Below are 14249 nucleotides of genomic sequence, written 5' to 3' on the forward strand. Positions count from 1 at the left end.
CTCCTGGATAGGGTCCGAACAGTTCGTTGGCGTAGTTCGACCCTAGGGATGCTTGAGCATCAGTCCGAGAATATTCTGCTGTACAGAATTAGTTCCTGCCTTGTGAGGCCTACTCTGCACCCTTCGCGGGATTCTTTTCGCGCAGAGCGGGCCTCGCAAGGCGTGGGTGGAGGCTGCTTGACCTGATGCGCTGCTCAGTCGGTGGGGTTCGCCGCTATGTCTACCTCCAACTGCCGGCAGGTCTCGCGCATCGCGGTGACCAGGCCGGCGTCGAACACCTTACGGAACCGTGTGGCAGGCGTGGCGACGCTGAGCGCCCCCACCACCGAGCCATGCCCGTTATGCAGGGCCATGCCCAAGGCGCTGACACCCTCCTCGGTTCCCTCAAAATTGGCAGCAAACCCGTTGCTCCTGGTGGTTTCCAGTTCGCGGAGGAAGGTCGGGAATTCTTTGTCCGGGATGGTGTCTCCGCCGATCTCCGCGTTATGGCTTCGGAACAGTTGCTCGATCATCACGGGCTCCAGTTCTGCAAGCATCGCTTTTCCGCCGGAGGTCCTGTTTGCGGGCATGACGGTGCCTTGGCGGTCACCCACGCGCAGCACGTTGCTGCCCTCCACGGTGGACAGGAAACGGACCTTGGTACCCACGCGGACCATGAGGTTGACGGTCTCGTTGAGTTGACCGGAAAGAAGTTCCATGTGCGGCTGGGCGAGGTCGCGGAGCAGCCGCGTCCAGCTCAGGCCAGCGGGGCCGACACCCATCGCAGGGCCCGGAACGTAGCGGCGGTTCTCGTCCTGAACGGCGAATCCACGGTAAACCAGCATTGCCAAAAGGCGGTGGGCCGTTGACGGGGCGACGCCCAACTCCGCGGCGGCGTCCTTGAGCCGGAGTGCGCCGCCATCCCGTAGCAACTGCAGGAGTTGGAGGGCGTTATCCACGGCCTCAATGGAGTAGGTAGGCCGTTTCTGTACCGGCTTACGGCTGGACATGGAAGTCGGATTATTCTGCACAACAGAATTCTATGGTGCTCTATTGCCGATGGACAGGACAGTGGTGGGATGAATCACACACTTCCCGCTGCAGCGTCGCAACGGCCCACCGCCGGTATTGAGGGCCACACCCCGCGCTTTTCCAAAGGGTCGGCCCTGGCCGTCCTGGTCTGCTGGCTGCTGGTGGTCTTCGACGGCTATGACCTCATCGTCTACGGCACCGTGCAATCGTCCCTGATCTCCGACACCGGGTGGGGGCTCACCAAAGCAACGGCGGGCACCATCGGCTCCATGGCGTTCCTCGGAATGATGATCGGCGCGATCTTCGCCGGCCGCATGGCTGATTCCTGGGGCAGGCGTAAGACCATCCTTGGATGCGCGGTTCTGTTCTCCGTCTTCACCGTTCTCTGTGCCTTTGCTCCCAACGCCGCGATCTTCGGTGCCCTCCGGCTCCTGGCCGGAATTGGCCTGGGTGGTCTGGTGCCCTCAGCCAATGCACTGGTTGCCGAACTGGTCCCTGCAAAGTGGCGTTCCACCATTGCAACGTTAATGATGTCCGGGGTGCCGATCGGCGGGTCCATTGCTGCGCTGGTGGGGATTCCCATGATTCCAGCCTTCGGGTGGCAGGCAATGTTCCTGGTGGCCGTCCTGGCGCTGGTGATCGTCGTGCCACTGGGTATGAAGTACATCCCTGAGACACTGCCGCCGGGCAAGGCCTCGGGGACCCCCCAGTTCCAGGGCCCCAAACCCGGCTTTGGATCCCTCCTGCGCGCGCCTTACCTCGGCGTCAGCGTACTGTTCGCCTTGGCCACCATCGCCACCCTTTTCGCCTGGTACGGCTTGGGAATCTGGCTGCCCAACCTCATGCAACTGGCCGGCTACAACCTCGGCTCGGCGCTGACGTTCGCACTGGCCCTGAATCTCGGAGCCGTTGCCGGATCGGTGATTACCGCGTGGGCCGGCACGCGCTTCGGCCCGATTCCGACGGCGATAGCGGCAGCCGCTGTGGCCGCCGTCGGGCTTCTGGTTCTCTTGACCGGGCCTTCAGTGGCCGTGGTGTACCTCGCCCTGGTGCTTGCCGGCGTCGGAACGCACGGCACGCAGTGCCTGATCATCGCCGCGGTGGCCAGCCACTATCCCGATCATCTGCGCGGAACCGCGCTTGGCTGGGCGCTGGGCACCGGCCGCATTGGCGCCGTCATCGCACCCCAGGTGGGTGGGCTCCTGCTGGCAGCCGGGCTGGGCGTCAACTCCAACTTCCTCGCGTTCGCCGGCGCCGCCGCCCTCGCAGCGGTCCTTCTGGCCGCCGTCGGACTCAACATCAAATCAAAGATCTCCCAAGGAGCAAACAATGTCTGAGTACACCACGTCCACTCATGTCCTGGTTGTGGGAGGGGGAATGGCCGGGCTGGCCGGCGCATTGGCCCTCCGCGCAAACGGTGCGAACGTCACGCTGGTGGAACGCGCACCCGAATTCGGCGAGGTGGGAGCCGGCCTGCAGATGGCGCCGAACGCCTCGCGGGTCCTGAAACGCTGGGGCCTGCTGGAGAAGGCGCTTGAGGTCGGCGTGCAGCCCAAGCACCTGGTATTCCGCGACGCGACCACCGGTGAAGAGCTCACGCGCCAGTCGCTGCGCGGCGAGTTTGAGGAACGCTATGGCGCCCCGTACGTGGTGATCCACCGCAGCGACCTGCACCGCGTGCTCCTGGAAGGATGCGAAGCGGCGGGCGTGAAACTGGTCAACGACGTCATGGTGGACAGCGTGGAAACCGTGAACGGCCGCGGCGTGGTGCACACAGCAGCCGGTGTGGACTATGAAGCAGATGTGGTGATCGGCGCCGACGGGCTGAAGTCCACGTTGCGGCCGCTGGTGGCATCCGATGAGCCTGTCTCCTCCGCCTACGTTGCGTACCGCGGCACCGTCCCTATTACCCATGAGACCCCGGCAGCCGACCTCGAGGACGTGGTGGTCTACCTCGGCCCCGACTGCCACTTGGTGCAGTACCCCCTGCGCAAGGGCGAACTGCTGAACACCGTGGCCGTCTTCAAATCGCCGTCATTTGAGCGCGGTGAAGAGCAGTATGGGGGAGTGGACGAGCTCCAGGCCGCCTACAAGGATTGTGTTCCCGCCGTGCAGGCAGCCCTCGCGAACCTCGGCACGGGCATTCGCTGGCCCATGTACGATCGCGATCCGATCGAAAACTGGATTGCCGGCCGCATGGTCCTGATGGGCGACGCCGCCCACCCCATGCTGCAGTACCTCGCCCAAGGCGCCTGCCAGGCACTCGAGGACGCCGCCGTGTTGCAGGACGTCAGCGCCGGCACGGTCTTCACAGCTGACGGCGTCAATCCGGATGCGTGGGATGAGGCAATTGCGGCGTTCAACACTGTCCGCGCAGCCCGCACTGCCCGCGTCCAGCGCACCGCCCGTGTGTGGGGCGAATCCTGGCACGTCGCCGGACTGGCCCGGACGCTGCGAAACCTGCTCTTCAAGAGCCGCAAGGACAACGATTTCCAGTACAACGACTGGCTCTACGGTCAAACCGGTGAAGGCTTGCCGGCACCGGAGGCGCCACGGGTTGCCAGCCAGCTGCCAGCCTGACGCTTGGCGCCTGTGCATGCCCGCTTTCGATGTCTCTCCCGTCGCCTACGATGACAACACCGGCGAAGGAGGAAATGTATGGGCACCATGGATGAGCTGATCAATTCCAAGGTGGTGACCGAGCTGCGGTCCCTCCTCAAGGGCGCCAGTCCCGGCATTGAGATGCCAACGCTGGAGCGCTCGCATGGCGCCCTCGACGGGCAACGGCTCCGGCAGCGGTTGGATGTAGTGAGGGATGCCCTCCTTCAGGACTTACCGGCGGGATCCTCCGATGTTCAGAGGATCATGCTCGATGCTCTCGATGACCCCCGGTTTACGGGATGGATGGTCTGGCCGGCCACCGAAGTCGTGGCCGCCAGGGCGCTTCAATCGGGGTCGCTGACCGACTTTGACGCTGCGCTCACGGTCCTGTCCCGCCTTACTGGGAGGCTCACGGCAGAGTTCGCTATCCGCGACCTCATCGCTGCCCGGCCGGAACGTGCCCTGTCGACGATGCAAACCTGGACGAATCACCACGACGAACACGTCCGCCGACTCGCAACGGAGGGCTCCCGCGCCTACCTGCCATGGGCTAGGCGGGTACCTTGGCTGGTGGCCAATCCCGCGGCGACGCAGGGAATCCTTGATGCCACCTATCTGGATCCCACCGACTATGTCCGACGCTCCGCAGCGAACCATCTCAACGACCTGAGCCGGATCGATCCGCAGCTGGTGCTGGCCACTGCCCGCCGTTGGTCTGGAAAGCCGGATGACACCACACCCAAGGTGATACGGCATGGACTCAGGACCTTGGTTAAGCGAGGCAATCCGGAGGCGCTCGCCCTCCTGGGCTACACCGGCGGCCAGCTCGTCGTCAGGGAGCCCCAGCTCAGCCACACGGCAGTCGCCTGGGATGGAACTGTGGAATTTTCAGCCGAGGTAGTCAACCAAGGCCCCCAGGCCGCCAACGCAGCCATTGACTATTCCATCGGGTTCCAACGGGCCAACGGCACAGTCAGCGCCAAGACCTTCAAGCTCACGTCCCGCCGCATTCCTCCCGGCGAGACTGTCACTGTCACAAAAACGCACTCGTTCCGCCCCATAACAACCCGTTCCTATTACCCGGGGCAGCACTACGTTGTGGTCCAGGCAAACGGCGTCGCGTCGACGCCTGCGCACTTCGTCCTGGACAAGCAGGAGCTCAGCTGAACCGGGTGCCCGGCACCGTGCTTCAGATCCCCATCAACCGCTGCATCTGCTCCCCGGCATCGCTCCCGGGCGCGGGCGTGTAGACCACGATGTGCAGGTCCGGCCGGTCCGACGGCGAGACCTGGTGGTGTTCCAGATGCAACACGCCAACAGCAGGGTGGTGGAACTGGCGCTCACGGGATTCGAAGCCCAGGATGTCGTACCGGTCCCAGCTTTCCTGGAACTCCGGGCTGGCTTCCTTGAGTCGGCCTACCTGGTACTCCACATCGGGGTCACCCAGCCGTTGGCCGGTCTCGGCCCTGAACTCAGCCAAAAAGCGCTTGCTCGTGACGTCCCAGTCCGGAAGCAGGTCACGGATGTAGGAATCGGTGAAGACGAGCCACAGGAGGTTCCGGTCCGAGGCATCGAACGTCCCGATGTTGGGGTAGAGCGCTTCGTACGCGCGATTCCATCCGGCGATTCCCCAGTCCGGGGACAAAGCGTAAGAAGGGTTGGGGTCCAGGGCATCCAGCAGGCGCTGCACATGTGCGGGAGCATCGGCGGCCACCGGGCCCTTCGGTGGAGTGGATGAATATCCACCCAGCGACAGTACATAGCCCAGCCCGGTGTCGGAGAGATGCAGCGCCCGTGCAATGGATTCCAGCACCTGGCGCGAGGGGCTGATGTCCCGCCCTTGCTCCAGCCAGGTGTACCAGGTGACGCTGACGCCGGACAGGAAGGCGATCTCTTCCCGGCGCAGCCCGCGCTCGCGGGAACGTCCCACAGGCGGCAGGCCGTAGTCGGAACGAAGGGCTTGGTTGCGCCGCGTCCGGAGGAAGAGTCCCAGTTCCTTGCGTCTCTCATCTTTCACGGACCCAACACTATTACTCTGGTACTTTCACTACTAGTAGCAACACCGTCTTCCACCCGCTGTAGAACAACAGCAGGATGGTTTCATGCCTGCACTACGCTCAAGAACAGTTACCCACGGCCGCAACATGGCCGGCGCCCGCGCACTGCTGCGCGCCTCCGGCGTCGCCAACACCGACATCGGCAAGCCGATCATCGCCGTGGCCAACTCCTTCACCGAATTCGTCCCCGGCCACACCCACCTTGCCCCCGTGGGCCGGATCGTTTCCGATGCGATCCTCGCCGCGGGCGCTGTGCCGCGCGAATTCAACACCATCGCCGTGGATGACGGCATCGCCATGGGCCACTCCGGCATGCTGTACTCCCTGCCGTCCCGCGACCTGATCGCCGACTCCGTGGAGTACATGGTCAACGCCCACTGCGCCGATGCCCTGGTCTGCATCTCCAACTGCGACAAGATCACCCCGGGCATGCTCATGGCCGCCCTGCGTTTGAACATCCCCGTAGTGTTCGTCTCCGGCGGCCCGATGGAAGCCGGCCGGGTTACGCTGACCGACGGTTCCGTACGCTCCCTGGACCTGGTGAACGCGATTGCCGACGCCGTGGACGAATCCATCTCCGATGAAGACATCAACCTTATCGAAGAGAACGCCTGCCCCACCTGTGGTTCGTGCTCCGGCATGTTCACCGCCAACTCCATGAACTGCCTCGCCGAGGCGATCGGCCTGGCCCTGCCGGGCAACGGGTCCGTACTGGCGACCCACACCGCGCGCAAGGCGCTGTACGAGAAAGCCGGCGCCACCGTCGTCGAGCTCGTCAAGCGCTATTACGACGGCGACGACGACTCGGTGCTGCCGCGTTCCATCGCTACCGCCGAGGCCTTCGATAACGCCATGGCCCTGGACATCTCCATGGGCGGTTCCACCAACACCATCCTGCACCTGCTGGCTGCAGCCCAGGAAGCGGGCGTGGAGTACGGCCTGGCCGAGATGGACGCCAAGTCCCGCCAAGTGCCGTGCCTGGCCAAGGTGGCGCCGAACGTCGCTGGGGACAAGACGTATTACATGGAAGATGTCCACCGCGCCGGCGGCATCCCGGCCCTGCTGGGTGAGCTGAACCGCGGCGGCCTCCTGCACAAGAATGTCCACTCGGTGCACTCCAATGATCTGGATGGCTGGCTGGACGACTGGGACATCCGCGGCGGCAAGGCCACCGAGGAAGCGCAAGCACTGTGGCACGCAGCCCCCGGTGGCGTCCGTTCCTCCACCGCTTTCTCGCAGTCGAACCAGTGGACCTCCCTGGATACCGACGCTGAGGGTGGTTGCATCCGATCCGTCGAGCACGCGTTCTCCAAGGACGGTGGCCTGGCTGTGCTGCGCGGCAACGTCGCAGTGGACGGCGCTGTGGTGAAGACCGCAGGCGTGGACGAGTCCATCTGGATCTTCGAAGGCCCCGCAGTTGTGTGCGAGTCACAGGACGAAGCCGTGGAGAAAATCCTGAACAAGACCATCAAGGAAGGCGACGTGGTGGTCATCCGCTACGAAGGCCCCAGGGGCGGCCCGGGCATGCAGGAAATGCTCTACCCAACCTCGTTCCTCAAGGGCCGCGGCCTGGGCAAAAAGTGCGCCCTCATCACGGACGGCCGCTTCTCCGGTGGCACCTCCGGCCTGTCGATCGGCCACATCTCACCGGAGGCTGCCTCCGGTGGCGCCATCGCCCTGGTGGAGGATGGCGACATCATCAGCATCGACATCACGCAGCGCTCCCTCCAGTTGCAGGTCTCCGACGAAATCCTGGCCGAACGCCGCGAAAAGCTTGAAGTGAACGGCGGCTACAAGCCGAAGGACCGCGAACGGCACGTCTCACCTGCGCTGCGCGCTTATGCCGCCATGGCACTGTCCGCGGACAAGGGCGCCGTCCGCGACGTCTCCCTGGTGGAGAACCTCTAGAGGTCCCGTAGCCAGCGAAAGCCGCCTGCCGCCGTCGTCCTTCACTGCCGGACGACGGCGGTGCGGCGCCAGCACAAACGTCGACCTGCCCGGATGGGCAGGCCGACGTTTGCGGTAGAGGGCTGAACTAGTTGATGGCTGCCTTCAGTTCCTTGGCTGCCAGCTCGGGATCCGCGGCGCTGTAGATGGCGCTGCCTGCGACGGCGACGTCGGCACCTGCCAACTGGACTGCTGCGATGGTTCCAGCGTTCACGCCGCCGGCAACTGAGAACGGGACGCGTGCTTCCTCGCCGGCGTTGAGCAGGCTGCGCAGGTTGTATCCGGGCTGTGCCTGCTCATCCAGGCCTGCGTGGAACTCGACGAACGTGGCACCCAGCGCGCGGGCTTCCTTGGCGCGGGAAGCCTTGTCTGCCACACCAATCAGGTCCACAACGATGCCTTTGTTGTGGGCCTTTGCAGCCTTTACCGCGCCGGCAATGGTGGAATCGTCGGCCGTGCCCAGGACGGAAACCAGGTCCGCTCCGGCGTTGAACGCGATGTCGGCTTCAAGCTCGCCGGCATCCATGGTCTTCATGTCGGCGAAGACGATCTTGGTGGGGTGCGCTTCCTTGATGGCAGTGACAGCCGAGAGCCCGGCGGCCTTGATCAGCGGCGTGCCGAGTTCGATGATGTCCACGTGCTCGGCCACTTTGCCGGCCAGTTCAAGGGCGTCCTCGACGGTGAGGAGATCCAGTGCTACCTGAAGTTTCATTGGTTTTTTCTTTCTTTCGGAGGGTTTGTTTTGGAACGGGCGGTGCAGGCTTGGGTCGGGCTACTCGAGGTTGGCGTGGCGCAGCCAGAGTTGTTCGGCAGGCTCGTCCGTGTTCTCCCAAAGGGTTTGGAACACTGCCTCGGTTGCGAGGAAAAGGGATTGCTCGAACAGGCTGCCGGAGTACTGGCGGGAAAGGCTGGAGCCATGATCGGTCTTCTGGGCGGCGGGAATAATCACCAACGCATCGGCCAATCCCGCCAGGGGTGATCCCGGGTTGGTGGTCACGGCAGCGACGTTTGCACCGGCGGCGATGGCTGTTTCGGCTGCCTTGACCACTCCGGAGGTGGTCCCCGAGCCGGAGGCAACCACAAGGAGATCGCCGGCGGCGATGGCGGGTGTTGTGGTGTCCCCAGCGACGTGGACCGTCAGGCCCAGATGCATGAGGCGCATGGCTGCCATGCGGAGCACCAGCCCGCTGCGTCCGGCCCCGGCGAGGAAGACCCGTTCCGCCCTGCGGATTCTTTCGGCGAGGACTGCCAACTGACCAACGTCGATCGCGTTGGTGGTGCTCACTATCTCGCCCTGGATCAGGGACAGGTTGAGGGCGGCCTGGGCTGGTGTTTGGCTCAGGACGTGCTCTTCTGCGACAGCGTCCACACTTTCTCCTTCAGTTGCCGTGAATGTCTTCCGTTTCAGCTTGGTGCAGTTGATGGGTGGGCGGAACGCTGTTTTGTGACAGCTTTTCCTACCCCTTTGGGTAGTGCCCGCTCTTCACTGGAACGTATGCTGGGCCGATGCAGAACTGGGACCTCCTTCACGCCGTCAGCGACCTCGCTGCCGCGCCGCTGAACCGTATTGCCGAAAGCCTCCGCGGGGCCACGCTCCCGTTCCTGGCGGGCAGCGCCCTGGTCATCTTCACTGAGGACTGCACTGGCCGGCCCCAGAAAAAGGCGGGCGATGAGGGCATCGTCAGCCGTGTTTCCATCACAGAATTGGACCGGCTGAGGGCAGCGATGCCGGGGGAGGATCCGTGGCGCACTTCTGCGGTCATCGCGGGTAGGGAGCGGGAGGTTCTCGCCTTGGGCTACGCGCCCAGCCAAGCGCTGTTGGTCCTGACAGACCCCTCCATGACTGCCGGACTGGAAAGGTCGGACGGTTCGGAAGCGGAAGAGGAGGCTCTCCGTCTTCTCACCTACCTATGGCGATTAACCGCCCGACGCATCCATGAAAAAGTGACCGACGCGCCGCCGTCGTACCTTTTGGAATCGCGGGCCGCATCCGCTGAGCGGATCCGAGTGACGGCCGAGTTGGTAGACCAGCACTCCACCACCCTCGAAACCCTGCTCGCTGCCCTGCGGTCGACGTCAATGAACGACGCCGCGGCGCGCGCCTCCGTGACTGACCTCGCCGTCAAAGCCCTGGTGGATCTGCGCACACTCAGCGACCGCACCAGCGACCTGGTGGAAGAACCGGTAGCGACGGCTTTCGAGCGGCTGCGCGAGGACCTCCGGCCCCTGATGCACTTCAGCAATATCGACATCCAGTTCATCGAGCCACCCGCCAACGGTCGTGCACTCCCTGGCGAAGTGGCCCATGCCGCGCGTGCCGTTGTCCGCGGGCTGGTCCTGGCCATTGCGGAGCAACCGGACGTCCGGAGGGTCCGCGCGCAGTGGGATTGCGATGGCGGGAACCTGTTGATCAACGTCCGCGACGACGGTCTGGGCGCACTCTCGCCGGATTCGCCCAGCATTGCCCGGCTGCAACAGCGGGTGCAGGCCGTTGACGGGCGGATGTCCCTTGAAGTGATGCAGGGCTGGGGCGCGGACATTTCCGTCGTGCTGCCGCTGGATCCACCGCCAGCCCCCGGCGGCGATGTAGCCGTCTGGGATCTGGCACCACGCGAGCTGGAGGTCCTGCAGTTGCTAACCTCTGGGCAGCGGAACCGGAGCATCGCCGGTGCCCTCCACATCAGTGAAAACACAGTGAAGTTCCACATCCGGAATCTCTTCCGGAAACTCGACGTGCGTTCCAGGGCGGAGGCAATTGCCTTGGCGCACTCGGCAGGGCTGCGGTAATTGAATGTAGTTCGAAAGCGCCGGCGAGCTGGTTGCGTTGTCCGGGAATACCGGCTGATGCGCAAGATTTTGCTGCAAGCGCTCGACGGACGGAGGTACCCGCCGTCGACCGTTTCACTTTGGACACCATGCCACTCGGTGACAGCACGTGACGGGAGGCCCAACACTTCCTACGATTAGGCCTATGGAACCCAACGGGAGTGCCGAACACATCCGAAGCTTGCATGAGTTGGTGGTTGGCAGCTCGGACATCCACGCGATCCTCAACGGTGTGACCGGCTTCGCGGCCGATGCGATGAGCAAAGTTGCCGGTGAAAATATCGACTGTGCACTCACGCTGCGCCGCCGCAAGCGCACCGCCACCGTTGCGGGCAGCAGTGCGAGGGCGGTGCATCTGGACAAGATCGAACAGTCCCTGGGGCAGGGCCCCTGCCTGGAAGCGCTGGACGCGGGCCGTCCGGTGCTGCTGGCAGACGTTGCCACCGACACCAGTTGGCCGGAGTACAGCCGGGCCTTGGCTGCTGAGGGTATTCACTCCGCCTTGGGCGTACCCATGGACCTGGGCGAAACATCCCAGGCGGTCATTAACTTCTTTGCTCCCAACGCCGGTACTTTCACGCAGGCTGTGATCGACGAAGCTGCCGCTTTTACGGAGGTTACCGGCAGTACGTTGCGTCTGGCCATCAGGATCGAAACCGTGGAGCAACTCAACGCGGACCTGAAGACAGCAATGTCTTCCAGGACTGTTATCGACCTGGCCTGTGGGGTCATCATGGCCCAGAGCCGATGCACCCAGGACGAAGCCTTCGAGTTCCTGACCAAAGCTTCCAGCCACAGGAACCAGAAACTGCATGCCGTCGCATCGGACATCATCGCCCACTTGAGTGGCACCACCGAAAACCACCTGCGGTTCGAGGACTAAACCGTGTTAGGTGAATGAAGCCAGCGGTACAACCCCATCAGCAGATCCACAATCTGCTCCCGCTCCCGCCGTCGGGCGTCTTGTCTTGGAAGGGGATGGGGCCAGGCGCAGCAGGCGCAGTGGTACTTTCGAGGATCTTTTTCGTCCGGGGCCGGGCCACCAGCAACGCGGCGAAAGGTGCCAACAAGAGCAGGAGGGTCACCGCGCCAACCCCGGCCACACCGGCCAGGAACACCAATCCCGCCATGAACAAGAGGTGGATATCCGGTGCGTCGGTAAACGCAGGGGAGGCCGTCATGGCCATTCCGTTGGGTGACTTCACATCATGCTCCTGGGCGCATCCGTTGGGTGTTTTTCTGTCTACTGATATGTGGGCGGGTCAACGGAAATGTGATGCCGTTCCTGGAAGCGTTGTTGTTCAGTGGTAAGGATCTTCGGGCTGGCGCTGAATGCGAGGCAGCCCCTGTCAAGAATTTCTCCAAACGCCGCGTCACGTTTCCGCAGGTCAACGCACATATTGAGTGCCCATGTCGTTGAACCGCGGACTGCGCCGTTGCCCTTTTCGGCTGCGTTGCGGTTCACCGACGGAGTTGGCAGCGATGGGTGGGGCGGGTTCTGGGGCCCGCCCGGGGCGCCGTCGCTGCGTAAACCGGGCTAGTGCGGTCGGTCGTCTGAGTCGCGACCGGCCGCACGATCCGGTTATCAGCAGCATTGTGAGCGCCACCGGAAGCCCACCGCCAGCGGGTCCGGACTATGGTGCATGGTCCTGCAGTGAACCTAGACTGACCGCATGGCGCAGGCCCAGACCCAGACCCGCATTGTCCGCGTTGTTTCCCTGGCATTCTTGGCTGCTGCTTTCCTGGCGGGCTGCGTGGGAAGCGGCACCAGCCCGTTCGTCGGAGTCTGGGGTGATACCAGTGACGCCAAGCAGCCCTCCCTTGACATGAAGTCAGACGGAAGTGCCACCGGAACGGATGGTTGCAACAGGCTTGTCGGCTCCTGGAAAGAGGACGGAAAAACCGTATCGTTCGGAGGTTTTTCGTCTACTCGGATGGCTTGCCAAGGCGTTGACACATGGCTCTCGAACGCTGCCACCGCCAAGATCCAGGAAGACGGAAAACTGGCTGTTTTCGGCCAAGGCGGGGATCAGATCGGCACGCTGGCTGCCGGCAAGTAGCACGGGCTGGGAGCAGGCGCCTGGAGACGGTGTTACCCGGCAGGGCGGTAGAGCAACGTGGTGGTGCCCACGCTACACAGCGTCTGGCTGGGTGTCTGCAGTCTCAGCATCGGAGCTGCCCGACGTCAAGGGATGCTGGATCTCATCCGTCATCATGCGTGCCACGAAGAGGGCAACAAAGGCCATGATGGGGCACGCCAAACCACCGACGAAGAAGATCAGCCAGATCGGAACCACTTCCGCCATGGGGCCGGCGAGGGCCATGGAAACCGGCATCAGAGCCAGGGAAACAAAGAAGTCCAGGCTGGAAATCCGGCCCAGCAGATGCCGTGGCACGCGACGCTGCAGCAACGTTCCCCAGATGACGGTGCCGATCCCCTCTGTGACTCCGAAGATCAGCATGGCAGCGCCGAGCATCCAAAAGCTGTTCATGAACCCAATGGCCGCCACGGGCAGGCTGCCGAGGCCCCACGTCAGCACCATCACTGTGAGGTAGCGGCGGGGCAGACGAAAGGATGCGGTAGCCAGCGCGGCGATGGCGCTTCCTACGCCCATGATGGCCAGCAGGAACCCGAACATCCTCGAGTCGCCGCCCAATTGGTCCTGGACAACGAACGGCAGCAGGACCTCGATGGGTCCGATCAGGAACAGCACCGACAGGCAGGCCCAGATCAGGGTCCACAGCAGCCAAGGGGTGCGGATGGTGTAGCTGAACCCTTCCGCGAGGTCCTTGAAGAGGGACGACTTCGCTGGTGTCCCATCGGTACCAACCGCGTCCGTTCCCAAAGTTTGCCGGCTCAGGAAGTTCACGATTCCGAACGCCAGCAAATGACACACAGCAACTCCCGCTACAGCGTGTGCCGGTGACAGCGCTGCCACCAGGATTCCGGCAAGTGCCGGGCCCGCTGCCTGTTGCAGGACCGGCCGCACGGTGCCCTCCAAGCCATTGGCGGCCAAGAGATCGTCGGCGGGCAGGATACGCGGCAGGATCGCCGAGTACGCCGGAAAGAAGAACGCCTGCCCCACACCCAGGACAAAGGCGCCGATGGCCAGATGCCACAGCTCAAGCACGTCAAGCATGGCCAGCGCCGTGATGGTCGCGATGACTGCCAGGTTGGCGCCTTCTACCGCAATAATCAGGAGCCGTTGAGGGAGCCTGTCGGCCGCAATGCCTCCGGCCAGCACGAAACCCACCAGGCCCAGGCTGGCAGCAGTGGCCACCAGTGACAGTTCCAACGGACCGCCGCCGAGGTGAATCACCTCGTAGACCATCGCCACTGCCCACATGCCCGATCCAAAAATGGAAATGGACAGCGCGGAAATCAGCACACGGAATTCCCGGTGCGCAAACGGACGCAGCGCTCTTAACGCAGCCATTTCACCAGCCTAGACCTGGGCGTTGGCGCTGTGGAAGGCGCGCCTGCCAATGGCGCGTGCGGTAGGAACCCGGGTTATGAAGCGCCCGACGGCGGCACGTCGTCGTCGATATCCGGGCCTTCCGCCGGATCCTGGCTGTGGATGCCGGTATCGTGCGAAACCCAGCCTTCGGTTTCACCCTCCGCCGGGGCGTCGGTGTGGTGTCGGATAACGTGTTCGTTCTTTTCCGAGGCGTTCATAACGGATACTTCCTGTCCTGGGTGGACTGCTTCCGTGAGTGCCCCCAGTCTACGCCGCGGGAGCTCTGCTGGGACGTCCGCTGTGCGCGGAATAGTATCCACATAGCACCCCGTGGAGGTCTCGCAGGTCA

The 14249-nt window shown here is 63.7% G+C and carries 14 protein-coding genes; 7 read left to right on the plus strand and 7 right to left on the minus strand.

Going from position 1 to position 14249, the window contains the following annotated elements; all coding sequences use genetic code 11:
• Nucleotides 1–194 precede the first annotated feature (194 nt).
• On the minus strand, nt 195–1010 hold the full coding sequence (locus AYX22_RS02375) for an IclR family transcriptional regulator (protein WP_242703488.1): 816 nt from the start codon (nt 1008–1010) through the stop codon (nt 195–197).
• A 48-nt stretch (nt 1011–1058) separates the two neighbouring features.
• Between AYX22_RS02375 and AYX22_RS02380 the strand changes: the two genes are divergently transcribed.
• The 3 genes from AYX22_RS02380 (at nt 1059) to AYX22_RS02390 (ending at nt 4779) form a co-directional block, all read left to right on the plus strand.
• Nucleotides 1059–2348 carry an aromatic acid/H+ symport family MFS transporter gene (locus AYX22_RS02380; protein WP_242703489.1) on the plus strand — a complete coding sequence of 430 codons (1290 nt, stop codon included), beginning with the start codon at nt 1059–1061 and terminating at the stop codon, nt 2346–2348.
• The gene (locus AYX22_RS02385; RefSeq protein ID WP_207595962.1) at nt 2341–3591 is read left to right on the plus strand and encodes an FAD-dependent oxidoreductase; all 1251 of its coding nucleotides are present in this window, start codon (nt 2341–2343) and stop codon (nt 3589–3591) included. Before AYX22_RS02380 ends, AYX22_RS02385 begins: the two co-directional genes overlap by 8 nt.
• Before the next feature lie 78 nt (nt 3592–3669).
• A complete protein-coding gene (locus AYX22_RS02390) occupies nt 3670–4779 on the plus strand; it encodes a DNA alkylation repair protein (protein ID WP_207595963.1) in 1110 nt (369 codons plus the stop codon).
• A gap of 22 nt (nt 4780–4801) precedes the next feature.
• Here AYX22_RS02390 and AYX22_RS02395 read toward each other — a convergent pair whose 3' ends face one another.
• A complete protein-coding gene (locus AYX22_RS02395; RefSeq protein WP_207595964.1) occupies nt 4802–5629 on the minus strand; it encodes a helix-turn-helix transcriptional regulator in 828 nt (275 codons plus the stop codon).
• 85 nt (nt 5630–5714) lie between these two features.
• Between AYX22_RS02395 and ilvD the strand changes: the two genes are divergently transcribed.
• Nucleotides 5715–7577 (plus strand): dihydroxy-acid dehydratase, encoded by a 1863-nt coding sequence (gene ilvD / locus AYX22_RS02400; RefSeq protein WP_207595965.1) that lies wholly within the window; start codon nt 5715–5717, stop codon nt 7575–7577.
• A gap of 127 nt (nt 7578–7704) precedes the next feature.
• On the opposite strand, the gene hxlA is transcribed toward ilvD, so the two are convergent.
• Both hxlA and hxlB read right to left on the minus strand, forming a co-directional pair.
• On the minus strand, nt 7705–8328 hold the full coding sequence (hxlA, locus tag AYX22_RS02405) for a 3-hexulose-6-phosphate synthase (protein WP_207595966.1): 624 nt from the start codon (nt 8326–8328) through the stop codon (nt 7705–7707).
• Between the two features lie 60 nt (nt 8329–8388).
• The gene (gene hxlB, locus AYX22_RS02410) at nt 8389–8904 is read right to left on the minus strand and encodes a 6-phospho-3-hexuloisomerase (RefSeq protein ID WP_242703607.1); all 516 of its coding nucleotides are present in this window, start codon (nt 8902–8904) and stop codon (nt 8389–8391) included.
• 218 nt (nt 8905–9122) lie between these two features.
• On the opposite strand from hxlB, the gene AYX22_RS02415 reads away from it, so the two are divergent.
• Complete coding sequence (locus tag AYX22_RS02415; protein ID WP_207595967.1) at nt 9123–10403, plus strand: LuxR C-terminal-related transcriptional regulator; 1281 nt, start codon at nt 9123–9125, stop codon at nt 10401–10403.
• A gap of 184 nt (nt 10404–10587) precedes the next feature.
• Entirely contained in the window at nt 10588–11325 is a 738-nt protein-coding gene (locus AYX22_RS02420; RefSeq protein ID WP_207595968.1) for a GAF and ANTAR domain-containing protein, read from the plus strand.
• A gap of 37 nt (nt 11326–11362) precedes the next feature.
• Here the strand turns inward: AYX22_RS02420 and AYX22_RS02425 are convergent, their stop codons facing one another.
• Nucleotides 11363–11647, minus strand: coding sequence for a hypothetical protein (locus AYX22_RS02425; RefSeq protein WP_207595969.1), 285 nt, complete (start codon nt 11645–11647; stop codon nt 11363–11365).
• A 468-nt stretch (nt 11648–12115) separates the two neighbouring features.
• Here AYX22_RS02425 and AYX22_RS02430 point away from each other — a divergent pair, with 468 nt between their 5' ends.
• Nucleotides 12116–12502, plus strand: coding sequence for an META domain-containing protein (locus AYX22_RS02430; RefSeq protein WP_207595970.1), 387 nt, complete (start codon nt 12116–12118; stop codon nt 12500–12502).
• A gap of 72 nt (nt 12503–12574) precedes the next feature.
• Here AYX22_RS02430 and AYX22_RS02435 read toward each other — a convergent pair whose 3' ends face one another.
• On the minus strand, nt 12575–13879 hold the full coding sequence (locus tag AYX22_RS02435; protein ID WP_207595971.1) for an MFS transporter: 1305 nt from the start codon (nt 13877–13879) through the stop codon (nt 12575–12577).
• 74 nt (nt 13880–13953) lie between these two features.
• Complete coding sequence (locus AYX22_RS02440; protein WP_207595972.1) at nt 13954–14118, minus strand: hypothetical protein; 165 nt, start codon at nt 14116–14118, stop codon at nt 13954–13956.
• Between the last annotated feature and the right edge of the window lie 131 nt (nt 14119–14249).

It is taken from the genome of Arthrobacter sp. D5-1, from assembly GCF_017357425.1.
GTDB lineage: Bacteria > Actinomycetota > Actinomycetes > Actinomycetales > Micrococcaceae > Arthrobacter.